The organism is Micromonospora sp. NPDC049645, assembly GCF_040675155.1.
GTDB lineage: Bacteria > Actinomycetota > Actinomycetes > Mycobacteriales > Micromonosporaceae > Micromonospora.
The window spans coordinates 415,174-437,450 of sequence record NZ_JBFAOI010000001.1; the positions used below are offsets into that span (position 1 = coordinate 415,174).

Below are 22,277 nucleotides of genomic sequence, written 5' to 3' on the forward strand. Positions count from 1 at the left end.
GCGCAGCCGGATCAACGACACGAGGGGGCGGCGGGTCGTCGCCCCGGGTGCTAGACATCGAGATCCGAACGCGCCGCCGAAGGGACCCCTCGTGACCGACCAGCCGATATCCGAAGCTACCGCCCGACCCAACGTCGCCCGGATGTACGACTACTTTCTGGGTGGCAGCCACAATTTCGCCGCCGACCGGGCCGCCGCCGAACGGGTGTTGGAGATCTTCCCGGAGACCGGGGTCGCCGCCCAGACCAACCGGCACTTCCTGCGCCGAGCCGTCCGGTACGCCGCCGCGCAGGGCGTACGCCAGTTCCTGGACATCGGCGCCGGGCTGCCCACCCAGGGCACCGTGCACGAGGTGGTACGGACAGTGGCCCCGGACGCGCGGGTGGTCTACGTGGACTACGACGAGGTGGCCGTCGCGTACGCCCGGCAGTTGTTGACCGACGTGCCCGGCACGGCGGTCGTCCAAGGCGACCTGTGCCGGCCTGACGACCTGCTGACGCACCCGGACGTGCGGGCCACGCTCGACCTGGACCGGCCGGTGGCGGTGCTGCTCCTCGCGGTGCTGCACTTCGTGTCGAACGACGACGACCCGTGGGCGGCGGTCGCCCGACTACGCGACGCCACAGTGCCCGGCAGTCACCTGGTGTTGTCCCACCTGACGCTGGACGGCATCCCACCGGAGCTGGCCGAGCGCGGGGAGGCCATCTACCGCAACAGCAGCGCGCCACTGGTGCCCCGCACGCACGCCGAGACGTTGCGCTTCTTCACCGGGTACGACCTGGTGGAACCCGGCTTGGTGGAGACCACCCGGTGGCGGCCGGACGGCGAGCCGGAACTCGTGAACTCGCACGGTTACGCCGGGGTCGGCGTTCGCCGCTGACCCGCTTTCGCCTCCGGCGGGCTTCCCGGGTGGTACGACGGACGCAGGGCGTGCCACCGGGAGGAGCGCCGATGGCGAGCAGACCCGAACGGCTGCTGCGGGGCGGTGACTCGCCGCTGAGCGCCTCGTTCCTGGAACTCTTCTTCGATCTGGCGTTCGTGCTCGCCCTCAGTCAGCTGGCCGCCCACCTGCTGCACGACCTCACCCTGGTCGGCGCGCTGCACACCGCCCTGCTGTTGACCGGGGTCTGGTGGATCTGGGTGCCCACCACCTGGTTCGCCGACTGGTACGACCCGGAGAGCCCGGCGGTGCGGTGGCTGCTGGTGGGTTCCGCGCTGGGCGGCCTGCTGGCCGGGGTGGCGATCCCGCAGGCGTTGGACGGGCGGGGCCTGCTCTTCGCCGGCGCGTACGTCTCGGTGCACATCGCGCGGGGGGTGGTCACCGCCGTCGGGCTGCGCGGTCATCCGCGGCAGACCCGGACGCTGCGGATCCTGTGCTGGTTCAGCGTCTCGGCCGTGCCGTGGCTCGTCGGCGGGTTGTTACCGCAGTGGCGGGTGCCGCTCTGGCTGCTCGCCCTCGCCATCGACCTCACCGGTCCACGACTCGGCTGGCCCACGCCGTGGATGGGTCGGACCAGGCGGGAGGAGCTGCACCTGGCCGGGGAGCACTTCGCCGAGCGGTACCAACAGATCATGATCATCGCTCTCGGCGAACTCGTACTGGTCGCCGGCCTCTCGTACGCCGGCACCGACCTGCACTTCCCCCAGACTGTCGCGTTCCTGCTGGTCTTCGCCACCGCCGTGCTGCTCGGTCTGCTCTATGTCACGCCCGCCGGCCAGCACCTCGGCCCGGCGATCGAGCACGCCGATCCGGCCCGGTTCGGCGTCATCACCGGATACCTGCACCTGGTGATGATCGCCGGGCTGGTGGTCACCTCCGTCGGTGCCGAACTGAGCATCGCCCAACCCCTGCGGACCGGTGACACGACCGCGGTCCTGGTCATTCTGAGCGGCCCGACGCTGTTCCTCGTCGGACGGATCCTCTTCTCGGCGGCGATCCACAGGCGACTCTCCTGGCCCCGGGTCGCCGCCCTGTTCGTGCTGGCTGGTGCGGCGGTCGTGCTGCGGTTGCCGCTGTGGGCGGTCAGCGCGATCGCCACCGCAGTGGCGTTCGTGGTGGTCGTCCTGGACCACGCCGGGATCGGCTCCTACCGTCGCCGCACTGGCGCGTAGCGAAGAAGCCTGACTAAAGTCAGGTATATGGACTCGGCTCTCATCGCCGCCGTGCGGCGGTTCAACCGGACGGTCACCCAGCGGGTGGGTGCGCTCGACGACGAGTACATGGCCCAGGGCCGCCCCCTCGGGCAGGCCCGCCTGCTCTGGGAGATCGGCCCCGCCGGCGCCGAGGTCGCCGCGCTACGAGCCCGGCTCGGCCTGGACTCCGGATATCTCAGCCGCCTCCTGCGCACCCTGGAGAACGACGGACTGGTCACCGTGGCACCGGCCGACCAGACCGGTGCCGACGGTCGGGTACGCGTCGCCACGCTCACCGACGCGGGCCGGACCGAATGGACCCAACTCGACCAGCGGTCCGACGACCTCGCCGCCTCGATCCTCGAACCACTCACCGACCACCGCCGCGAACGACTCGTCGCCGCCATGGCCGAGGTGGAACGGCTGCTCATCGGGTCGATGATCGTCATCGAACCGTGCCCGCCCAGCGACCCACGGGCCCGCGCGTGCCTGCGCGCGTACGCCCGGGACGTCGCTCGGCTGTTCGACGACGGCTTCGACCCCACACTGAGCAACCCGGTCAACGACGAGGAACTCGTCCCACCCGCCGGGGTGCTGCTGCTCGCCACCCTCAACAGCGAACCGATCGGCTGCGGCGCGGTCAAACTCCCCCGCGACGCACCCGCCGAGATCAAACGCGTCTGGGTGGCCGACACCGTACGCGGGCTCGGCGTCGGGCGACGACTGCTGGGAGAGCTGGAACGGTACGCCGCCGAGCGGGGTGTGCGGGCCGTGCGGTTGGACACCAACCGCAACCTCACCGAGGCGATCGCCCTGTACCGGGCGACCGGTTACCGGGAGATCGAGGCGTACAACACCGAGCACTACGCCCACCACTGGTTCGAGAAGCAGCTCGGGCGGTGAGGGTGGGCCGGGACCGTCCGCTGGTGGCGGGGCCGGGATGTCGAAACCCCGCCACCAGTGGCCGCTGATGTCAGAGCCGTTCGGGAACCTGCCCCTGGTCCGGGTCGATGCCAGCGTCGCGAAGTAGATCCCGTAGGCGCTGCTCGATGTCGACCGTGGCATCCAGGGATTTCAGCGCCGACGCGGACGCCCTCCTCATGAGTTGGTCGAGAGCGTAGTCCTTGTCATGATCCACGGCTTGCCTCCTTTTTGGTCGACCTCGCTTCCTTGAGCTGGATGAGCTTCTGGCGGGCGTGCCGCAAATTGGAACGGACGGTGCTCGGGCTCTGGCCGGTGATCTCGGTGATCTCGGCTGTCTCGTAGCCCTCGTCGCGAAGGAGGACCACCAGGCGTTGCGCTGGCGGCAGCGCCTGGAGCAGTCGTAAAACCTCCGTGCTGTCCTCGCTGACGTCGAAGGACGCCACGATGGTGTCCGTCGACACCCGTTGCCACGCGGCCCGTTCGCGTTCGGTCCCGTCCCACGCCCGATACAGGGTGCGATGAGCGACGGTGCGGACGAAAGCCTTCGGGGTTCGGACCGTCGGCCACTTCTCCAGCGCCACCCGCATCGCGTCCTGGGCAACGTCCTCGGCCTCGGGCTTGGCGGCCCCGAGCCGGATCAGTAGCAGGACCAACGGTTTGTAGTCGCCCTTGTAGAAGGCGGAAAATTCCGCTACCTGCTCTCGGCTTAGCTCGGCTGCAACCTTTTCCAGCATTCTCGTAATCTCCTTTTTTCGCTCCGAACCCTCCGGAGCCTGGGCTGTTTGTGCTGCATGGTTGCCTCCATGTTTTGCGTGGTCCCGGTCTGTCCGGGCCAACCGTGCGCCAGGCGGCGCCCATCGGTCGTCGTACGAGACGACGGCCAATGGCCACTGCCTGATCTCGATTGTTGAGTACGGTGTGCCGGCGCGGCGTGCAACGACGGAGCGGGAAATTTCCGGCCGGTCAGCGACTGCGGGGCATCAGCCACGCCGCGACCAGGGCAACCGCCAGGAGAGCGGCGATTGCGGTCACCGCCAACGAGCCCGACACGGCGTACGCCGAGGGCACCCCGACCAGGGCTGTGTTGGCCACCAACAGGAGCTTGCCCACCTCGTCGCCGCCGTCGGCCGCCAGAAGCCGCGCACGTCGGCTCGACGCGGCCTGCCTCGCCGAAATGTTTGCTTCCCGTGCCATTCGCCCTCCCACAGAGCACCAGCGAGTAGGTCTCGCTATACAGGTGCGTGGTGGAAACGTCGTGTGCAATCGGGTCGGGTGACTGTGGCCCGGCGGCACGCTGAGGTGCGGCGCCTCGGACAACGCGGCCCGGACGGGCGTACGAGCGGATGGGTTCGTGACCGACGCGGGCGCCTCAGCCCTTCACCGCGCCCGCGGTGAGACCCTCGGTCAGGAAGCGCTGCCCGAGGGCGTACATGATCACCACCGGGATGCTGACTAGCAGCGACGCCGCAGCCAGTTGTCCCTGCGGCACGACGTCCCCGGCGATCATCGACTGCATCCCCACCGGGAGCGTCTTGTACTCGTCCTTGGTGATGAACACGAAGGCGAAGAGGAACTCGTTCCAGGCGTTGGTGAGGGTGAAGAGCGCGACCGCCAGCAGCCCTGGCTTGGCCAGCGGCAGCACCACCCGGCCGAACGCCTGGACGCGGCTGCAACCGTCGACGAGGGCGGCCTCCTCCAACTCGACGGGGATCGACGAGAAGTACCCCACCAGCAGCCAGGTGGCGAACGGCAGCGTGAAGGTCGGGTACGTCACCACGAGCGACCACAACGAGTCGGTGAGCCGGGCGCCGATGAGCATTTGATACAGCGGGATGAACAGCAGCGCCCCCGGCATCACGTAGGTCAGCAGCACCGTGACGGTGAAGCCCTGCGCCCCGCGGAACCGCAGCCGGGCCAGCGCGTAACCCGCCAGGGCGGCGCAGACCAGCGCCACCGCGGTGGACGCCGCGGACACCAGCAGGGTGTTGAAATACCAGCGGCCGAACGGCTGGTTGGCGAAGAGGGCGCTGAACTGCTCAAGCGTCCACGGCGTCGGCCACAGGTCGTCGGTGCGCATGACGACCTGGCCCTCGGACTTGAAGGCCGTGACGCCGATCCAGTACAGCGGACCCAGCACGAAGAAGAGCAACCCGGCCAGCGCGACCCAGGACCCCAGGCCCGACACCACCGACGACGACCGGCGACCGCCTCGGGACTGGAGGGTCGAGACCACCCGGCCGACCGCCGCCGCGATCAGCAGAATCACCCCGAGGACCGCCGCCGCCTTCCAGAAGATCTGCGGCGACGCCCAGGCCAGCAGACCGGTGACCAGCGCGGCGACGACCCACGGCAGGGCCTTGCGGGCTGTCCCGGCCCACCGCCGCGTCCCGGTCCACCGCGCTCCCCGGCGTTTCCGGGGCAGTTTGATGCTGGTGTCCTGGCGCAACAACCGGACCAGGACGAACACCAGCCCGCCGATGATCGGCAGCATGACGAGGGTGACCGCCGCGCCCGCGCCGTACTGCAACTGCAGGATCGCCTTCGAGTACGCGACGAGCACGTACGGCGCGGTCACGTCGCCCGGGCCGCCCTGGGTCAGCAACCAGACGAGGTCGAAGTTGTTGAACGTCCAGATCGACGACAGGGTCACCGTCACGGTGATCACGTGGCGCAGTCCGGGCAGCGTCACGTTTGCGAACCGCTGCCACGCCGAGGCGCCGTCGATGGTCGCCGCCTCGTAGAGATCCGCCGGGATGGCCTTCAACCCGGCGAGGAAACACACGGTGAAGAACGGCACCCCCTTCCAGACGTTGACGAGGATCACCGACGGCATGGCCAGCGACGGGTCGGACAGCCAGCCCGCCGGCCAACTGTCCACCAGATGCGCGCTGGCCAGCAGCGGCCCGATCCCGGTGGCGGTGAGCAGCGTGTTGACGCTGCCGAAGATCGGGTCGAGCAGCGCGCGCCAGCTGAACGCCGTCACCACCGTCGGCACCACCCACGGCACCAGGAGCAACCCGGCCAGCACGGCCCGCCCGCGCCGCCGATGATGCAGCAGCAGGGCTGCGGCCAACCCCAGCACGACCTTGAAAATCTCGGCGTACGCGGTGAAGACGAACGAGTTCACCACGCCGGTGTGGAACTGGTCGTCGCCGACGAGCGCGAGGTAGTTGTCCAGGCCGACGAAGACGGTCTCCTGCCCGTGCCGTTCGGTGGTGCTGGTGATGATCGACCGGGCGATCGGCACGAGAACGAGAGCGCCGACCAACAGGGCCATCGGCGCCAGGAACAGGGCCGCTAGTCGCCAGTCGCGCCCCAGCCGCCGCTGGACCGCGGTGAGGGAGCCAGGGCCCGACGGCGGGGATCTCCTCGCCGCCGGGACCCGCGCGGGACGGACCGACCTCACTGCGGCAGCCCCTGCTGGTTGAAGATCTGCACCATCTTCGCGTGGGCGGCCGTCACCGCCTGTGCCGGCGCCGTTCCCTGCACTACCTGCTGCATCATGTCGGTGAGGACGTAGGCCGACCCCACCGCCTGCTGGCCCGCGCTGGCCTTCTGCGGGAAGGCCAGGCCGTTCTTCGTGTTCAGCGGCAGCTTCAGTTCGGTGATCTTGCGCAGCATGGGGAACGCCGGGTCGCCGCTGGTGAAGAACGGGTCGGCGTCCCAGACCTTCTGCCAGGCGGGCATCACCAGGCCGGGTGCCTCCTTCGCTACTCCGAGCAGCGCGGGCGCGCTGACCAGGTACTGCGCCAGGAGCTTGGCGAGCGCCGGGTTCTTGGCACCCTTGAAGACGACGAAGCCCTGCGACTGGCCGAGCAGCAGCGGATTGTCGGTCGCCGGCCCGATGCAGTCGGAGAACACGTGGGTGTTGGCGTGCACCGGGTTCTTCTTGGTCCGGGAGTCCGCGTAGACGCTGAACTGGTTGCGGGTGTAACCGAGGATCCCGGCGAGCCAGTTCTCGTTGTTGCTGGTGTCGGTCCAGCTCGCGATCCCCGGCGGCAGCATCGGCTTGTACTTGGGGTTGGTGTAGATGTCGCCGAGGAAGGTCACCGCCTGCACCGTCTCGGGAGAGTCGAAGGTGACCTTCCGGCCGTCGTTGGCGGCGATCGACCCGCCGTAGGCGTTGATCAGCGCCTCGATCATGCCGTTGCCGTCACCGGACCGGTTCACCGTCATGCCCCAGCCGAACCGGCGCTTGGTCGGGTCGGAGATCTCCAGGCACAGGTCCCGCAGCTCCTCCCAGCTGTAGATGTCCTTGGGGGAGATGCCCTTGTCCTGCATCCAGTCCTTGCGCAGGAACGACCCGATCCCGATGAAGTGGTACGGGATCGCGAACCACCTGCCGTCGAAGACACAGAAGTTCTTGGCCTCGGCGCAGGGTTCGCCGTACTTGGCGGTCAACGCCTGGACGACGTCCGTCACGTCCTCCAGGTCACCCAGCGCCTGGAACTGCGCGACGAACCGCGAGTCGGTCATGAACGCCAGGTCACGGGCCACCCCGCCCTTGACCTCGGCATCGATCTTGGCCACCACGTCACCGGCGTCGGCCTGGACCAGGCTGTTTTCGACCTTCGTCCCGGTGCTGCTGGCGAACTTCTTGATCGAGCTGTCCAGGGCGTCGTTCGCCGCCGTCGAGTAGAGCTTCTGCGACAGCATTCCCATCGAGGAGCCCTTCATCGACGCCGCGGCGTCGATCAGCTCCTGCGGAACCTCCGGCTGCACCTTCGTGGGCGAGTCGGAGGTCCCCCCACACGCGGCCAGACCTGCCGCGCCGAGCACCCCCACTCCCATCCCCAGAAAACCGCGCCGAGACCACACCGACTGGTCCTCCATGGCCATTCGCCTCCTCTGTTCCCCGCACCACCGCACGCTGAAGGCGTGCTTGATGAACACCGCGTGCCTCGTGCTCCAGGTGTGTTTCTGTGACGGCGACGGCAGACGCGTCGCCCGCATCGATCAGTGCGTTGAGGTGATCGGCGACCGGGCCGAGAGAACGGCGCTGGTATTCCAGTTCGGTCGGGCCACAGGACCACCACCGTTCGAGATTTCGAACTGAGTTCGAGATACCGTATCGAGTGGTCGCGACGCTAGAGGAGCATCGTGAGAGATGTCAATGTTTCGATGTTGTTTCGACCGAAAGCGGGAAGTCGACTACCGGCGCTGGGCCCGGTAGCCCATCCGCGCGGACAGCGCGGCCGCGCCCTCGCGAACCAGCCCGGTCCACTCCACGTGCGCCTGGGGGGTCCAGCGAATGATCGGCGCGGACAGGCTCATCGCGGCGATGGTGGCGCCCGAATGGTCGCGGATCGCCGCAGCGACGCAGCGCATGGCAGTGTCAGACTCGCCGACGTCGACCGCGACGTCGTCCGCCCGGACCCGGTCCAGATGTTCGCGTAGCAGGTCCGGGTCGGTGATGCTCTCCGGAGTCATACCCGGCAGGGCGCCCTTCGTCAGGACAGCGTCCAGGCCCGCCTCATCGAGGCTCGACAGCAGCACCTTGCCGACCGCCGTGCAGTGGGCCGGCAGCCGCCGCCCTACCGCGGACACCATCCGGACGGGGTGCGTGCTGTCGAACTTGACGAGGTAGATGACGTCGGCGCCGTCGAGTACGGCCACGTGGACCGCCTCGTGGCACGCGGCGGCAACGTCCCGCACGACGCACTGCGCCTCACGGACCAGATCAAGCCGGCCCGCGAACGCGGCGCCGAGCTGGAACAGCGGCATGCCGAGCCGATACTGCACCGGCTGGCCCGGGACGGAGATCAGGTACGAGCGAGCCTCGAGCGTGACGAGCAGTTCGTGGACGGTGGTGCGGGGCAGGTCGAGCCGCTCCATCACCTGACGGGCCGACAGCTGGGGGCAGTCCAGGAACAGTTCGAGGACGTCGAGCGCGCGGATGACCGCCGGAACCACACGGGGCATGTCGATAGTCCCTTCGCAGTGCGGGACCCGTGTCAAAGATCTTCACATGGCCCAGCACTTGAAGAGGATAGCTACGTCGCCCCCCGGCGCCAGGTCACGGATTCGGGACCATTGCCCTGTATCCACCTGCCTGGCTCGTACAAATGTCGATCTCGGTTCGGACCCTGCACCCGGCAACGCCGCACGGTCGAGCGCCCGGGGTCGGTGCTGCCGACCGGGTGGCCCGCCGGGGGTCAGCTGGTGTGCTGTAGCACCGGGACGATCCGGAAATCGACAGTGGCCTGGTCGATGGTGGCGTGCACCGGGGAGTCGACCATCTCGGTCATGATCCCCGAGGCGCTTCGCCGGCCGTCGGCGGCGGAGTCCCACGCGACGATGTCGGTGATGGTGCCGTCGTCGTCCTGCGTGATCCGCCGCCACCGGAAGCCGGGCTGGCGCCGCAGATAGTCGTTGATGTCCTCGTTGGCGTCGACGAAGTCGGCGCCGGTGAGGCCCGGGACGAGCCGGAATGTCGTCATCTCGAGCGCTTCGCTCATGGTGCACTCCTCCTGACGGGCGGTCAGCCCTGTGCGGTCGACCGCATGATGATCTCGTTGACGTCGACGCTGCCCGGCTGGGCGATCGCGTGGGCGATCGCGTCAGCGACCGCCGAGGCCGGCATTCCCAGCTCCTCGGTCGCCGCGCGGGCGGCAGCCCGCACCGCGGGGTCGCCACCCCGCTCGGTGAGTTCCGACTGGGTGTAGCCGGGGCTCACCAGGGTCACCCGGATATCCCGGCTCTCCTGGCGCAAACCTTCGGTGAGTGCCCGGACCGCGTACTTGGTGGCGCAGTAGACCGCAGCCGTCGGATCGACGCGGTAGGCGGCCGTGGAGCCGACGTTGATGATGTGCCCGGTGCCCTGGGCGCGCATCAGCGGCAACGCGGCGGCGATGCCGTACAGGGTGCCGCGCAGGTTTACCTCGATCATCTGGTCCCACTCGTCGACCCGCAGCGTGTCGAGGGTGGACAGCGCCATCACGCCGGCGTTGTTCACCAGTACGTCGACGCGACCGTGCCGGTCGTGGGCACCCTTGACGAAGGAGAGCACGCTGTCTCGGCTCGTGACGTCGAGGTCCTGGTGGTCGGCGGTGCCACCGGCGGCGCGCAGTTCGCTGACGAGCGCGGCGAGCCGGTCGACGCGTCGGGCACCGAGCACGACGTGATGGCCGTCGGCGACCAGCCGGCGGGCGGTCGCCGCACCGATACCGCTACTCGAACCGGTAATGAGAATGATCTTCGAGCCGGAACTGTTTCCCACTGATCCTCCTGTCGCACGTCGGGCCCGCTGCCCGAGCGCCGCTGCTCAACCATCCAGCCGGTACGCGGGCCCTGGAAGGGTGCGGTTTCCGGGGTGCGCCACACCCCGGCACCGCGTACCCTTCATCCGGTTTCAGGGCCCTCTGTCCGGTGGGATCTCGACTGCGTCTGGCGGAGGACGAGGCGGCGAAGTTGCCACTTGGCCGGCGATGTCGGCCCGACGTCTTAGGCTGGTCGACGTGCCCGATGCAAACCGGCTCGGGGAATTCCTCCGGGCCAGCCGCGCCCGCGTCGACCCACAAGAGGTCGGACTGCCCCGGGGCGGCGACCGCCGGGTACCCGGGCTGCGCCGCGAGGAACTCGCGGTCCTGGCTGGGGTGAGCGCCGACTACTACGCCCGCCTCGAACAGGGCCGGGAGCGCAACCCCTCGGCACAGGTGCTCGACGCGATCGGCCGGGCCCTGCGCCTCGACCCGGACGCGCGCCGCCACCTCTTCCGGCTCGCCGGGCTTCACCCGCGCCTCGGCCCGGACAACTCCCGGGACTCCGTGCACCCGGCGCTGCTGCGGCTGCTGGACGCCTTCCCCGACACCGCCGCCTACGTGCTCAGTCCCGCGTTCGAGGTGCTGGCCACGAACAGCGTGGCCGCTGCCCTGCTATCCCCGTTCACGGGCCCCACCAACATGGTCCGGGTGCTGTTTCAGCATCCGCAGGCCCGCGCCGTCTTCCCCGACTGGTCGACCCTGACCGAGAACGTCGTACACGCCCTGCAACTCAACGCCGGCCGCTTCCCGGAAGATCCGCACATCCGGGCGCTGGTGGCCGACCTGCGACGTGACTCGCCGGCGTTCCGCACCCTCTGGGCGGACCAGACCGTGCGGGGCCTGACCCGCATGTTCAAGGTCATAGACCACCCCGAGGCGGGGCGGGTCCACCTGACCTACCAGACCTTCGACGTCCGCGACGCTCCGGGTCAGCAACTGCTGGTCGGTACGCCGGAACCGGGCAGCCACAGCGCCGGGGCTCTGGCCGCCCTGGCGGCAGCGGATCGGGTGATCGCGGGCCAGCCGCCGGCCGACAGTCAGCCACCCGAGGGTGCCTCCGACCACCCGGCCGGCAGTCAGGAGTCATGACGGGCCACGGTGGGGGGCGGAATGATCACAAAGCCCTGGCGGCGGGACTCGTGGCAGGGCTTTCGTCGGTTCGAGTGAGCTGCCAGGGACTCGACCCTGCACCTGTCTCGTAGGGCATCAACCCTGTCCAATCGGGCGGATCGGCCTGGGCGAAGTCTCACGTTGCTTTGCAGCGCACGATCTTCACCGACTCGATCTCCTCGGCATGAGCTGCCGGCGAGATTGCTGCTGGGCCAGGTACGTGGTCGGCGGGCCGAGCCACATCCATACCGGCTCGGCCCGCCTCCCGTGGTTGCTGCATCTCTCTGCCGCACTGCTGCGGTGGCCTGTTCGCGCCGCTAGTTGTCGCCGCCGAAGAGGGACAGGTAGCGGCTGAGGTAGAGGAGCCACCCAGTGTCGCTGTCGACCCCGTCTCGGACCGACTCCCAGCCAGGGCCGTGCCGGTCAAGGTGTCGGTGCTCCAGCTCGATTCGGGTCTGGTCTGGAGTCTCGGCAACGAATAGGACTTCGACCTCGCTGGTGAGGGCCGGGTCAGTTTCGACTTGCCAGGTCGGTCCGATGTCCCAGCTAAAGACGACCCGGGTCGGCGGCTCGAACGCGAGGATGCGCGCCCACCGACATTCGCTGCCGTCGGTACCTCGGTCGTAGATGTACCCGCCGACTCTGGGCTCGACTACGGTCGCGACGATCGGAACCTGGAGCAGGTTGTGCTCGCGTGGCTTGAAGTCGCCGAACCGCTCGGTGAACACGGTGAAGGCCTGTGCGATTGGCGCGTTGACGACGATCTGTCGGCGGACCACCGCCGTAGCTGCTTGCGTCATGGACTCTCCTCAGTCTCTTCAACGATGTCTTGATAGCCGGCCAGCGCCCGGCGCCAGAAGGTGTCGAGCTGGTCCCGGAGAGCGGCCAGCCCGACCGGGCTGAGCCGGTAGACGCGGCGGGTTCCCATCGCCTGGTCAACGACCAGGCCTGCGCTCTTGAGCACCTTGAGGTGCTGCGACACGGCTGGTCGACTGATGGGCAGCTCATCCGCCAGCTCTCCCACGGCACGAGGCCGCTCGGCTAGGCGCTGGACGATGGCGAGCCTGCTGGGATCGCCCAACGCCTCCCAGCCCGGATGCACTCCGTAAGTCACCACGAACGAAAGCTACGACTTACCGATACGGTCGTCAAGGCGAATCACTGAACGGAGCGCCGATCCCGCCTGTTGCCGCGTCCGGCCACCCCGTCGGCCTTCGTCCGACACCTTTTGTGGATTGGACGGGCAGGCCCCATCTGCTCGGCTGAGCCCGGACGGAGGTTGTCGGGATGGCACCAGAGCGCCCGAGCGACCCGCCGGAGGCGCTGCCGGCCCCGAGGAACTGACCACACACCTCAGCGAGGTCGGCCCGGTCGAGTCCGGCCTTTCCGACAGCACCACGGGGAGCGGCTGACTCGTCCGGTGGCCGTCCTGTTCACCTCGGCACGAGGGAAGCTACTGACCGACACCTACCGGTCGGAGTTGTGAGCGGACTGGCGCGAGTCGGCCGGCTGGCCGAAGGAGGGGCACCTTCCACTCCCGGTGCCACTTCTACGCCACCCACCCTGATGAGCAACGGCGTCGAGCCCAGGAGGTGCAGAAGGCGCTACGGCACGCCAACCTGTGCCCGATGATCTTCGCTGGGCGTTTCCGCAGCTCAGAAGGGTTGAGAGTGGGCCGCCAGGGACTCGAACCCTGAACCTATGGATTAAAAGTCCACAGCTCTGCCATTGAGCTAGCGGCCCGCGCGCTCAGGTTACCCGACCGTTCGAGCCCTGGCTGACGTCCGCCCCCGGCTTGGAGGAGCGACGTCGATCTACGCCCGCGACGACGTGTGGGCGTGTGCGCCCCCACCGTCTCGTCGACTGGTGGGGGCGCACACTGCTGATCAACCTTCGGTGACGGTGAAGATCAGGGGCCCGCCGGGCACCGGCTCGCTCGTCGGGTCACCGAGCACGCCGTAGCTGGTGGTGCGCTCGGCCGCGTCGGTCAGGGTGAAGCCGATCGTGTACTCGCCGACCGTGAGCCCGTACCAGCCCAGGTAGAGCTGGTCGGTGACGGTGCCGTCCTCGGCCTGCTCTCCGCTGCCCCACGACTGATAGACGACGTTGCCGTCTACGTCGTAGACATAGACGGCGGCGATGCGGGCCGGTGCGACCTTCAGCGCGGCGGAGACGGTGAGCTCGACAGGCGGTAGGTTGCTCAGCTCACTGGCCGGCGATGACGTCGGGCTGAGAGTCGCGCCCAGGGCCGTGGGGGGTTCGGTGCTCGCCACGCGGGTGATTCTGATCCGCGGGTCGGGGGCGCCGAACATCGAACCGTACAGCGCGGCCTTGCCGGAACCGTCGACGACCGCGACACCAGTCAGCGAGCATGCCTCGGTGCCGGTGCTGACCCGCACCTGGAGGGCGAAGTGACCGTCGGGCTTGACGACCGGCGGGGCCGACTGGCCGCAGCCGGCCTCGAACCAAAACCGGAGGGACGCGACGCCGCGAGTTGCCCCGGTGACCGCCACGGAGAGCTCGACGATCGCATCCTCGCGCCAGTTGTTGACCTCGGCGGGGGAGACAGCGAATTCGCTCGCCTGCACCGTCGAGTTGGACGTCACGGTGACCGACGGGGTCGTCGGATTCTGGTAGGTCGTCCGGACACCGGCGTTGTTGAACAACACGAGTTGCGCGAGCCGCCAGTTGCCGGGACTGGCACCGGCCGGAAGCGTCACGGGGACGGTGCACGCCACGTAGTTGGCCTCCTCGCCACCGCTGGCGTCGGAGTCGCCGCAGACGATGGCCCCCCAGCCGTTGGACTGCCGCTCCCAGGTGAACGGTGTCGTCACGCTCTGGCTGCCTGGGCCGGCGACCTTGAGCGTGCCCTTCCAGAAACCGGAGCCGTAGTCCTGAACCGTGAACTCGTACGGGTAGGAGACCGGCTTGTCGCTGACATAGAGGAAGGGCTCGCTGGTGGCCAACCTGATCGTGTCGACCGTGGGACCGGACGCGTCTACCAGGGTCTGTGCGGCGAAGTGGGAGCCGGGAAGCGCCTGCAGCGTTTCCCTGGAGACGGTCGCCTCCCGGTCGCGGGCCACGATCGTGACTCTGGTGACCTCCCAGGTCGTGGTCGCCGAGTCGGAGAAACGCGGCACCCGGAAGTCATAGGCGTAGGTCGACTGTTGGGGCGTGCCGGAGACGAAGTCGGCGTCCTCCCAGGTCGAGCCGAAGAGGTAGTTCGCGGTGCGCTCGTGGCCGACCAACTGCCCGGTCACCGTGCTGCGCATTCGGAGTGTCACCGCACCTCGGACCGTCTCGGCCTCAGCATCGGTGTTGGTGACGGTGAACGTGAGTCGATTGGTGGCGGTGACCGTCGGCGTGGCGTCGACAGTGGTTTGTGCGAAGGAGAGCGCGGATAGCGCCAGTCGTGGGGTGGCGGCGTGTGCCACCGTGCCGCCGAGGACCGTCGTTGAGGCGGCCAGGGCGAGTGTCAACGTCCCGCGGAAAAATCCGCGGGCGAGAGTTCGGGACATGGGGGATTGATATCACCGGTGGGCGTTTCCGGATGGCCCGGGTGGGCAAGCTCGGACAGAGCGGAACAGGCGGGGCGAGCCACGCCGAAACCGGTGGCCCGCCCCGCCCTACTCCTGCTTCAGCCCTCGGTGATCGTGAGGACCACCGGACCGCCCGGCAGCGTCAGGCTGCTCGAGACGTCCGGCATGTTCCAGTAGCTGCGGAGGCCGGAGGCGTCGGACAGCATGAAACCAACCGTGTACTGGCCGGCTTCCAGATTCCAGTAGCCGAGTGAGATGTCGTACGTGAGCGAGCCGTCGGGCGCCTGGCCGCCGTATCCGGAGGCCTGGAAGACGACGTCGCCGTCAGCGTCGTAGACGTAGACGGGCATGCTGGTGATGGGAGCGACCTTCACCTCGGCCTGCACCGTGAGCCTGATGCTCTGGTTGGGCAGCTGGCTCAACGTGATGGACGCCGGGTTGAGCACCGCGCTGAGCGCGGTCGGCGCCTCGGTGCTCGGCACCTGGTCGATCGTGATTTGCGGATCCGGTGCGGAGACGTTGGAACCATAGAGCGCGAGGTTGCCGGCACCGTCCCGGATGGACAGCTTCGTCACGTCGCAGCCGCGTGCGCGGCTGGACACGTACACCTTGACGGCGAGCCTGCCGTCGGCCTTGGTGTAGGGCTGCCCGGTCGTTGAGCACTGATCCTCGAAGGCGACGTCGAGCTGGGAGATGCCGCGGCTGGCACCGGTGACCGCCATCGAGAGCTCGGTGGTCACGTCGGCGCGCCAGTTGTCGACCGGGTTCGGCGACACGACGAAGTCGGTGGCCTGCAGGGTCGAGTTGGACGTCACCACCATCGACGGGCCGGCGGGGTTCTTGTACGTGGCCCGGCCACCGCCGTTGTTGATCAGGACGATCTGGGCGACCCGCCAGCTCCCCGGCGCCGTGCCCGGAGGGAATTTCATCTCGATGGAGCACGGCACATAATTGCCGTCGGCGTCGCCGCTAGTCGACAGGCCGCATCGGTAACCGGTGCTGTATTCGTCGCGCGCCCAGTCGATCGGCGCGCTGATGCTCTGACCACCAGGGCCGACCAGTTTGATCGATCCCTTCCAGAAACCGGACTGGTAGTCGTTGATGGTGAAGCTGAGCGCGAAGTAGGACGGGTCGTCCTTGACATAGAAGTACGGGTCGCGCCCGTTGTAGAGCTCAAGATAGTCGAACGTCGGCGCAGACGAGTCGATGAGCGTGTTGGCCGTGAAGCGGTAGCCCGGGAAGGTGCTCAGCTTGGCGGCGCCCACGGTTGCCGAAATGTCGTCGCCGCGAAGGGTGACCTTGGTGACCTCCCAGGTCGCCGTAGCCGAGTCGGAGTACGCCCGCACCGGCAGGTAGTAGGCGAACGTCGCCTCCTGTGGTGTGCCCGACACGAGCTCCATGTCGCCGTAGTAGTAGTTGTAGTCGAAGCGTGCCACGCGGTCGTGGCCCAGCAGTTCGCCAGTCACCGAACTGCGCATTCGCATCGTCACGGTGCCCGCGAGGCTCTGCGCGTCTGGTTCGGTGTTCGTGACGGAGAACGTGAGGCGGTTGGATGCGGAGCCCTGGGTCGCGTCGACTGTGGATTGTTCGAAGGAGAGCGCGGTTAGCGCCAGTCGTGGGGTGGCAGCGTGTGCCACCGTGCTGCCGAGGACCGTTGTTGAGGTGGCCAGGGCGAGCGTCAACGTCCCGCGAAGAATTCGGCGGGCGAGAGTTCGGGACATGGGGGATTGATATCACTCGCGGACGCCTGTGGAAGGCCCAGGTGGGCAAGCTCGGACAGAACAGACGGGGCGAGCCACGCGGCAATCGGCGCTGCCCACCCCCTTGATCGACTCAGGGTTCAGGAAATCGGCGTGTTCTGGGCGCGGGATGCCGCGACTTTCAGGAAATCGAGTGGATCAAGCAGCGCGCCGCGCGCCGCGAGGGTGGTTGAGCTGCGGCTGGACGGGTACGGGTCGGGCATGCGGATCGTGGTGGTGGGGGCGAGCGGCAACGTCGGTACGGCGCTGCTGCGGCGGCTGCGCCGGGAGCGGGGCGTGGAGCTGGCGGGAGTCGTGCGACGGTTACCCGGCCCGGATGCCGGTGAGCCGTACGACCAGGTGGAGTGGCACTCCTGCGACATCGGCGCGCCGGGCGCGACCGGGCAGCTCGTTGAGGTGTTCGCCGGTGCCGACGCGGTGGTGCACCTGGCCTGGCAGATCCAGCCCAGCCACGACCAGCGGGTGCTGCGGCGGACCAACGTCGACGGCAGCCGGGCGGTGCTCGACGCGGTGGTCCGGGCCGGTGTGCCGGCCCTGGTGTACGCCTCGTCGGTCGGCACCTACGCGCCCGGCCCGAAGGACCACCCGATCAGCGAGCGGTGGCCGGCCACCGGTGTGGCCGGTTCGTCGTACAGCGAGCACAAGGCGGAGGTGGAGGCGCTGCTGGACGGGGTCGAGCGGGATCACCCGACGCTGCGGGTGGTGCGGATGCGACCCGGGTTGGTCTTCCAGCGGGCCGCCGGTGCGGAGATCACGCGCTACTTCCTCGGCCCGCTGGCGCCGGTGCGACTGCTGCGCTTCGGCCGGATCCCACTGGTGCCGGCGAACCGGCGGTTGCGGATGCAGGCGGTGCACGCCGACGACGTCGCCGACGCGTACGCCCGAGCGGTGTTGGGTGATGCGCGCGGTGCGTTCAACGTCGCCGCGGACCCGGTGCTCACACCGGAGCTGGTGGCCCGGCACTTCCATGGTTGGACGGTGCCGGTCGCCGCGCCGGTGCTGCGGGCGGCGGCGGCCCTGAGCTGGCGGGCGCGGCTGCAACCAGTCGACGCCGGCTGGGTGGAGCTGGGTCTGAACGCCCCGCTGATGTCCAGCGAGCGGGCGGAGACCGAGCTGGGCTGGCATCCCAAGATCAGTGCACTGACGGCGCTCAGGGAGCTCTTCGCCGGGATGGCCGACGGCGACCACACCGGAAGCCCACCGATGTCCGGCGCGCGGGACCTGCCCGGCCGCCCCGCCGCCCTCCTGCGCGCCCGCCCCCCAGGCGAAGGAAACCCCTACTGACCCCACCCCAGCTCGTGATCAAGAGCTTTCGGTCGGAAACGGCCGCCTCGGTGACCGAAACCTCTTGATCACTCGCGGAGAACGCGGGCCGGCCGGGGCAGGGGCGCGGAGTCAGGAGAGCTTGGAGCCCGTCACCGTGGGGTTGCGGGCGCCGAGGAAGAAGATGCCGGGGAAGCCACTGGTCTCGAACTTCCCGCTGGGGTTGCGGCGCAGGGTCGAGTTCTCGATCCGCATGGTGCCGGTGCGGTTGTTGCTCACGAAGAAGACCGCGCCGCCACCCTCGTTGGCCCTGTTGTTCTCGATGATCGTGCCGGCGATCCGTACGGTGAACTCGTTGCCGTCGCAGTAGATCGCGCCGCCGCTGCCACCGCCGGGCGTGCCGGACTTCGCCGGGTTGGCACCGCTGCCGATCGCCTCGTTGTGGCTGAGGACGCTGTTCAGCACCACCCAGGAGACGCCGATGCTGCTCAGCGCGCCCCCGTTCGAGCAGGAACCGCCCTGACCGGACGCGCCGCCGAAGGTGCTTCCCACGACGTACACCGGCTTGTTCTCATACTGGCTCAGCACCCGGATGGCCGCGCCACCCAGGTCGGGGCCGGTGCGGTCGCAGCGGTTGCGGACGAAGCGTGAGTTGACCACCTTCAGCCGCCCACCGCGTACGAAGATCGCCCCACCGCCACCACCCTCGACCCGTTCGCCGGTGGAGTTGCCGTCGGCGAAGGTCAGGTTCTGCACGGTGAGCTGCGGGTGATCCTGGTTCTGGCAGTGCGAGGTGGTGTAGCCCTGGGCCTCGTCGCAGGTGTTCAGGTAGAGGATGCGGCGCTGCCCCTGGCCGCTCAACGTGACCGTGCCGCCGCCGTCCAGCACGACCTTGGGTCCGTTGGCGTTGCGGACCTTCGCGGTGGCGGCCATCTTGATGGTCACCGGGGCCGGTCCACAGTTGAACGTGATGACGCCGCCGGCCGCGACGGCCTTCACGACCGCCGTGGAGGTGCAACTCGCCGGGGTGCCGGTGCCGATGGTCCGGGTCGGCTTCGAGGTGTCCACCGCCCGTGCCTCGGCCGGCACGGTCGCCCTGCCGTTCGGGTTGCCGGCCGCGAGCACCTTGGTGGCGGGCTTCGGGCTCGCGCTGGCCCCCGGGCCGCCGAGGCCGTCGCGAGCCCCCGGCGCCTCGGCCTGACCGTCGCTCGGCTGCGCCGTCGGCGAGGCGGACGAGCCGGCCTCGAAGGCGGGGGCCGGATCGTTGGGCGCGCAGCCGGGCAGGGTCGCGGTGGCGACACCGAGAACGAGAAGAGCGGCAAGCGACGTCATGCGCACCCCGTGATGCTAGGAGCCACGACGGCGTCGCGACGAATCCGCCGGACCGGCTTAATGCGCCCCTAAGCCACGCCGGACAGCGGCCACGCGGTTGTGGACCGGCGGTCAGGCGTGGGAGAGGGCGAAGGCGGTCAAAAAGCCGGCGACCGTGATCAGGCCGACCAGCAGGTGCGCGTCCTCGAACGCCTCCGGAACCATGGTGTCGGTGATCATGGCGAGGATCGCCCCGGCGGCCAACGCCGTGATGGCGGCCAGCACCTCCGGCGGCGCGCCGCCCAGCAGCGTGTTGCCGACCAGCGCGGCGCCGCCACTGACCAGCGCGATCCCGGTCCAGAGCAGGAACACGTACCGTCCGGTCCGGCCGGCCTGGCGCATGCCGGCCGCGCTGGACAGCCCCTCCGGCACGTTGCTGAGGAACACCGCCGCCACCGTGACCAGGCTGACCGCGCCGCCGCTGAGCAGGCTGGCGCCGATCACCACCGATTCCGGTACGCCGTCCAGCAGCGCCCCGACGGCGATCGCCGACCCAGAGCCGGGCTGGTCGCCCTCGGAGGGCTGCTGATCGCCGGACCGCTTCCGGTGCCGTGCGCCGTGCCGGGCGAGCGCCACGTTGGCCACCGTGTAGACGACCGCGCCGGCGGCAGCGCCGAGCGCGGTGGGCAGCAACCCGCCCTGCGCGTGCGCCTCGGCGATCAACTCGAACGATACGGCGGAGAGCAACACCCCCGCCCCGAAGGCCATGATCGACGCGATGAGGCGCTGCGGCACCCGCGCAAACCAGCCGACCGCCGCACCGACCAGCAGAGCTGATCCGGCCAGTAGACCCCAGCCACCCGCCTGCAACCACTCCGGCATTCGCGGGACCCTACCCACGGCCGGCGGGCCGGCAAACCCGTTGGTGAGGAAGGCTCAGAAGTCGGCGAAGAGGTACGGCACCCGACGGGGGAAAATGTCGCGCAACTCCGTGGCGGCGTCCACCGGCACCTCACCCAGGCCGCGCAGTGGCAGCTCGGCCGGGTCCAGCACCCCGTACGCGAGAGCGGAGAGCCCGGCGGCGGTGAGCGTGGCCGTCGGCGTACGGCCGGTGGTGTCGTCGACCAACTCCAGTGCGCCGGTCGTGCCGTCGAGCAGGTGGGTGCCGGCCAACCAGCGGTCCCCGGTCAGCTCGACCCGTACCCGGCCCGGACCGGCGGGCAGCCCGCGCAACGCGTCAAGCGACAGCAGTCGGGCCATCGGCGCGGACGCACCCGGCACGGCCGTGCGCATCTCGACGTGTACGTCCAGATCGGTCAGCCACAGCTCGGGCAACTCGTCCGGCGGGACCTGAACGGTGACCCGCTGGATCTGGTCGACGTGCCGGGCGAAGAACTGCAACAGCAACATCCGGGCGAGCGGGTCGGTGACCAGCAGTTCGTTGCCGTGCAGCGTGCCGCCGTACTCGTCGATCCGGTACGTCACCGCGCCGGTGACCTCCCCGGCCACCCGGGCGGTGAGCAGCCAGTACTCGTCCCGGTCGCGCATCCCGACAGCCCGGTAGTCCGGGAAGATCGCAAAACCGTGTCGTTCCTGGAGGTTGCGCTCGGTGAACGCCCGCCACGCCGGATAGCCGGCGGCGACGCGTTCCCAGCTCACCTCGCCCGGCAGGTCCACCCGCAGCAACGAGCCCAGATTGGCCGGAGTGAAGGTGACCCGGCGCGGCTTGGGCAGCCCGACGTAGCCGAACCGGGCGTAGAAGCTGGGCCGGAACGGGTAGAGCGCGCTGACCGGGTGCCCCTCGTCGCGCATCTCGTCGAGGAGTTGGTGCAGCAACGTCCGGACATGCCCCTGCCGGCGGGCCAGCGGATGGGTCGCCACCCCGGCCACGCCGGCCATCGGCAGTACCACCCCGCGCAGGTTCTGCCGCATCGGAATGGCCGACACGGCGGCCAGCGTGGTGCCGTCCTCCTCGGCGATCAGCGTCCGGTTGCCCTGGTTGTACGGCAGGTAGTCGCGGAACTCCGCGGTGCGGGCAGCGCTGAGCGGTGAGGATTCGAAGGCGTACGCGGCCAGCGGGAAGCTGGTGGTGAGACGGTCGTCGTCGGTCACCCGGCGGATGGTCATTCGCCCATCTCAACCCGCCGTGGGGGTGGCAGCAACCCAATTGGCCCGATCCGTGGATCACGGAGCGGGCCGTACGGGTCAGCGGGCGACGACGTCGGAGACCACGACGGTGACGTTGTCCGGTGCGCCGGCGTGGTGGGCCAGCTTCACCAACTGCTCACCGCACTGCTGGCGGTCGGCATACATGCCCAGCGCCGCCGCGATGGCCTCGTCCTCGACGTAGTCGGACAGCCCGTCGCTGCACAGCAGCAGCCGGTCGCCGGGGACCACGGTGAGCACACCGACCGCGGGTGGGGTGTCGGCGCCCTGCACGGCCCGGGTCACCAGGGACCGCTGCGGGTGGTGGCGGGCCTGCTCGGGAGAGAGGGTGCCCTGGTCGACAAGCGCCTGCACGAACGTGTCGTCCCGGGTGAGCTGGGTCAGCTCCCCGTCGCGCAGTAGGTAGCAGCGGGAGTCGCCCACCTGGGCCAGCACCAGCGTCTCCCCGGCCAACAGCGCCGCGGTGAGCGTCGTACCCATGCCGTCCCGGCTCGGGTCGACGGTGATCGCGGCGTGGATGCGCTGGTTGGCGGTGCTGACCACGGCACGCAGCGCGTCGGCGGCACCGTCGGGGTCGGTGGGCGGAGCCAACTCGTCCAGGATCCGGATCACGATCTCGCTCGCCACCTCGCCCGCGGGCAGCCCACCCATGCCGTCGGCGACGGCGATCAGGCGGTCACCGGCGAGGGCGGAGTCCTCGTTGTTGGTGCGAACCAAGCCGATGTCGTTGAGGATGACCGAGCGGAGGATCAGCGTCATGGGGTCAAGCTTGCCAAGAACAACCCGCATTCGTCTCTACGCCTCCTACG

The 22,277-nt window shown here is 69.2% G+C and carries 21 protein-coding genes and 1 tRNA gene; 5 read left to right on the top strand and 17 right to left on the bottom strand.

Annotated elements, in window-relative coordinates; all coding sequences use genetic code 11:
• Positions 1–91 precede the first annotated feature (91 nt).
• From AB0J33_RS02030 to AB0J33_RS02040, 3 genes are all read left to right on the top strand, one after another.
• On the top strand, positions 92–880 hold the full coding sequence (locus AB0J33_RS02030; protein ID WP_363608883.1) for an SAM-dependent methyltransferase: 789 nt from the start codon (positions 92–94) through the stop codon (positions 878–880).
• A 71-nt stretch (positions 881–951) separates the two neighbouring features.
• Positions 952–2,112 (top strand): low temperature requirement protein A, encoded by a 1,161-nt coding sequence (locus tag AB0J33_RS02035; protein ID WP_363608885.1) that lies wholly within the window; start codon positions 952–954, stop codon positions 2,110–2,112.
• Between the two features lie 27 nt (positions 2,113–2,139).
• Positions 2,140–3,036 (top strand): helix-turn-helix domain-containing GNAT family N-acetyltransferase, encoded by an 897-nt coding sequence (locus AB0J33_RS02040; protein ID WP_363608887.1) that lies wholly within the window; start codon positions 2,140–2,142, stop codon positions 3,034–3,036.
• Between the two features lie 70 nt (positions 3,037–3,106).
• On the opposite strand, the gene AB0J33_RS02045 is transcribed toward AB0J33_RS02040, so the two are convergent.
• The 8 genes from AB0J33_RS02045 to AB0J33_RS02080 all read right to left on the bottom strand — a co-directional run bounded on the left by AB0J33_RS02045 (position 3,107) and on the right by AB0J33_RS02080 (position 10,276).
• A complete protein-coding gene (locus AB0J33_RS02045; RefSeq protein WP_363608889.1) occupies positions 3,107–3,271 on the bottom strand; it encodes a hypothetical protein in 165 nt (54 codons plus the stop codon).
• Positions 3,261–3,791 carry an RNA polymerase sigma factor gene (locus AB0J33_RS02050; RefSeq protein ID WP_363608891.1) on the bottom strand — a complete coding sequence of 177 codons (531 nt, stop codon included), beginning with the start codon at positions 3,789–3,791 and terminating at the stop codon, positions 3,261–3,263. Before AB0J33_RS02050 ends, AB0J33_RS02045 begins: the two co-directional genes overlap by 11 nt.
• A gap of 229 nt (positions 3,792–4,020) precedes the next feature.
• Entirely contained in the window at positions 4,021–4,251 is a 231-nt protein-coding gene (locus tag AB0J33_RS02055) for a hypothetical protein (RefSeq protein WP_363608893.1), read from the bottom strand.
• A gap of 175 nt (positions 4,252–4,426) precedes the next feature.
• Positions 4,427–6,334, bottom strand: coding sequence for an ABC transporter permease subunit (locus tag AB0J33_RS02060; RefSeq protein ID WP_363608895.1), 1,908 nt, complete (start codon positions 6,332–6,334; stop codon positions 4,427–4,429).
• 125 nt (positions 6,335–6,459) lie between these two features.
• Positions 6,460–7,896: an extracellular solute-binding protein gene (locus AB0J33_RS02065; RefSeq protein WP_363608897.1), complete on the bottom strand. Its 1,437-nt coding sequence runs from the start codon at positions 7,894–7,896 to the stop codon at positions 6,460–6,462.
• A 312-nt stretch (positions 7,897–8,208) separates the two neighbouring features.
• A complete protein-coding gene (locus AB0J33_RS02070; protein ID WP_363608899.1) occupies positions 8,209–8,979 on the bottom strand; it encodes an IclR family transcriptional regulator in 771 nt (256 codons plus the stop codon).
• A 233-nt stretch (positions 8,980–9,212) separates the two neighbouring features.
• Complete coding sequence (locus AB0J33_RS02075) at positions 9,213–9,515, bottom strand: hypothetical protein (protein WP_363608901.1); 303 nt, start codon at positions 9,513–9,515, stop codon at positions 9,213–9,215.
• A gap of 23 nt (positions 9,516–9,538) precedes the next feature.
• Positions 9,539–10,276, bottom strand: coding sequence for an SDR family oxidoreductase (locus AB0J33_RS02080; RefSeq protein WP_363608903.1), 738 nt, complete (start codon positions 10,274–10,276; stop codon positions 9,539–9,541).
• Positions 10,277–10,514: 238 nt separating this feature from the next.
• On the opposite strand from AB0J33_RS02080, the gene AB0J33_RS02085 reads away from it, so the two are divergent.
• Positions 10,515–11,408 (top strand): helix-turn-helix transcriptional regulator, encoded by an 894-nt coding sequence (locus AB0J33_RS02085; RefSeq protein WP_363608905.1) that lies wholly within the window; start codon positions 10,515–10,517, stop codon positions 11,406–11,408.
• Positions 11,409–11,746: 338 nt separating this feature from the next.
• Here the strand turns inward: AB0J33_RS02085 and AB0J33_RS02090 are convergent, their stop codons facing one another.
• From AB0J33_RS02090 to AB0J33_RS02110, 5 genes are all read right to left on the bottom strand, one after another.
• Entirely contained in the window at positions 11,747–12,208 is a 462-nt protein-coding gene (locus AB0J33_RS02090; protein WP_363608907.1) for an SRPBCC family protein, read from the bottom strand.
• Between the two features lie 17 nt (positions 12,209–12,225).
• On the bottom strand, positions 12,226–12,546 hold the full coding sequence (locus AB0J33_RS02095; RefSeq protein WP_363608909.1) for a metalloregulator ArsR/SmtB family transcription factor: 321 nt from the start codon (positions 12,544–12,546) through the stop codon (positions 12,226–12,228).
• Positions 12,547–13,100: 554 nt separating this feature from the next.
• A tRNA-Lys gene (locus AB0J33_RS02100) sits at positions 13,101–13,172 on the bottom strand.
• Between the two features lie 143 nt (positions 13,173–13,315).
• On the bottom strand, positions 13,316–14,947 hold the full coding sequence (locus AB0J33_RS02105) for a hypothetical protein (protein WP_363608911.1): 1,632 nt from the start codon (positions 14,945–14,947) through the stop codon (positions 13,316–13,318).
• 119 nt (positions 14,948–15,066) lie between these two features.
• Positions 15,067–16,650: a hypothetical protein gene (locus AB0J33_RS02110; protein WP_363608913.1), complete on the bottom strand. Its 1,584-nt coding sequence runs from the start codon at positions 16,648–16,650 to the stop codon at positions 15,067–15,069.
• Between the two features lie 279 nt (positions 16,651–16,929).
• On the opposite strand from AB0J33_RS02110, the gene AB0J33_RS02115 reads away from it, so the two are divergent.
• Positions 16,930–18,012 carry an NAD-dependent epimerase/dehydratase family protein gene (locus AB0J33_RS02115; protein WP_363610174.1) on the top strand — a complete coding sequence of 361 codons (1,083 nt, stop codon included), beginning with the start codon at positions 16,930–16,932 and terminating at the stop codon, positions 18,010–18,012.
• Between the two features lie 111 nt (positions 18,013–18,123).
• On the opposite strand, the gene AB0J33_RS02120 is transcribed toward AB0J33_RS02115, so the two are convergent.
• From AB0J33_RS02120 to AB0J33_RS02135, 4 genes are all read right to left on the bottom strand, one after another.
• On the bottom strand, positions 18,124–19,323 hold the full coding sequence (locus tag AB0J33_RS02120) for a hypothetical protein (protein ID WP_363610176.1): 1,200 nt from the start codon (positions 19,321–19,323) through the stop codon (positions 18,124–18,126).
• A 111-nt stretch (positions 19,324–19,434) separates the two neighbouring features.
• The gene (locus AB0J33_RS02125; RefSeq protein WP_363608915.1) at positions 19,435–20,184 is read right to left on the bottom strand and encodes a ZIP family zinc transporter; all 750 of its coding nucleotides are present in this window, start codon (positions 20,182–20,184) and stop codon (positions 19,435–19,437) included.
• A gap of 54 nt (positions 20,185–20,238) precedes the next feature.
• Positions 20,239–21,429: a GNAT family N-acetyltransferase gene (locus AB0J33_RS02130; RefSeq protein WP_363608917.1), complete on the bottom strand. Its 1,191-nt coding sequence runs from the start codon at positions 21,427–21,429 to the stop codon at positions 20,239–20,241.
• 78 nt (positions 21,430–21,507) lie between these two features.
• Entirely contained in the window at positions 21,508–22,227 is a 720-nt protein-coding gene (locus AB0J33_RS02135) for a protein phosphatase 2C domain-containing protein (RefSeq protein WP_124770664.1), read from the bottom strand.
• Positions 22,228–22,277: the final 50 nt, after the last annotated feature.

Excerpts from the sequence above, each read along its gene's own strand:
- AB0J33_RS02125 (WP_363608915.1), bottom strand. The coding sequence starts at position 20,184 with ATGCCGGAGTGGTTGCAGGCGGGTGGCTGGGGTCTACTGGCCGGATCA.
- AB0J33_RS02075 (WP_363608901.1), bottom strand. The coding sequence starts at position 9,515 with ATGAGCGAAGCGCTCGAGATGACGACATTCCGGCTCGTCCCGGGCCTC.
- AB0J33_RS02130 (WP_363608917.1), bottom strand. The coding sequence starts at position 21,429 with ATGACCATCCGCCGGGTGACCGACGACGACCGTCTCACCACCAGCTTC.
- AB0J33_RS02105 (WP_363608911.1), bottom strand. The coding sequence starts at position 14,947 with ATGTCCCGAACTCTCGCCCGCGGATTTTTCCGCGGGACGTTGACACTC.
- AB0J33_RS02035 (WP_363608885.1), top strand. The coding sequence starts at position 952 with ATGGCGAGCAGACCCGAACGGCTGCTGCGGGGCGGTGACTCGCCGCTG.
- AB0J33_RS02135 (WP_124770664.1), bottom strand. The coding sequence starts at position 22,227 with ATGACGCTGATCCTCCGCTCGGTCATCCTCAACGACATCGGCTTGGTT.
- AB0J33_RS02065 (WP_363608897.1), bottom strand. The coding sequence starts at position 7,896 with ATGGCCATGGAGGACCAGTCGGTGTGGTCTCGGCGCGGTTTTCTGGGG.
- AB0J33_RS02070 (WP_363608899.1), bottom strand. The coding sequence starts at position 8,979 with ATGCCCCGTGTGGTTCCGGCGGTCATCCGCGCGCTCGACGTCCTCGAA.
- AB0J33_RS02050 (WP_363608891.1), bottom strand. The coding sequence starts at position 3,791 with ATGCTGGAAAAGGTTGCAGCCGAGCTAAGCCGAGAGCAGGTAGCGGAA.
- AB0J33_RS02120 (WP_363610176.1), bottom strand. The coding sequence starts at position 19,323 with ATGACGTCGCTTGCCGCTCTTCTCGTTCTCGGTGTCGCCACCGCGACC.
- AB0J33_RS02060 (WP_363608895.1), bottom strand. The coding sequence starts at position 6,334 with ATGGCCCTGTTGGTCGGCGCTCTCGTTCTCGTGCCGATCGCCCGGTCG.
- AB0J33_RS02115 (WP_363610174.1), top strand. The coding sequence starts at position 16,930 with ATGCGGATCGTGGTGGTGGGGGCGAGCGGCAACGTCGGTACGGCGCTG.
- AB0J33_RS02055 (WP_363608893.1), bottom strand. The coding sequence starts at position 4,251 with ATGGCACGGGAAGCAAACATTTCGGCGAGGCAGGCCGCGTCGAGCCGA.
- AB0J33_RS02040 (WP_363608887.1), top strand. The coding sequence starts at position 2,140 with ATGGACTCGGCTCTCATCGCCGCCGTGCGGCGGTTCAACCGGACGGTC.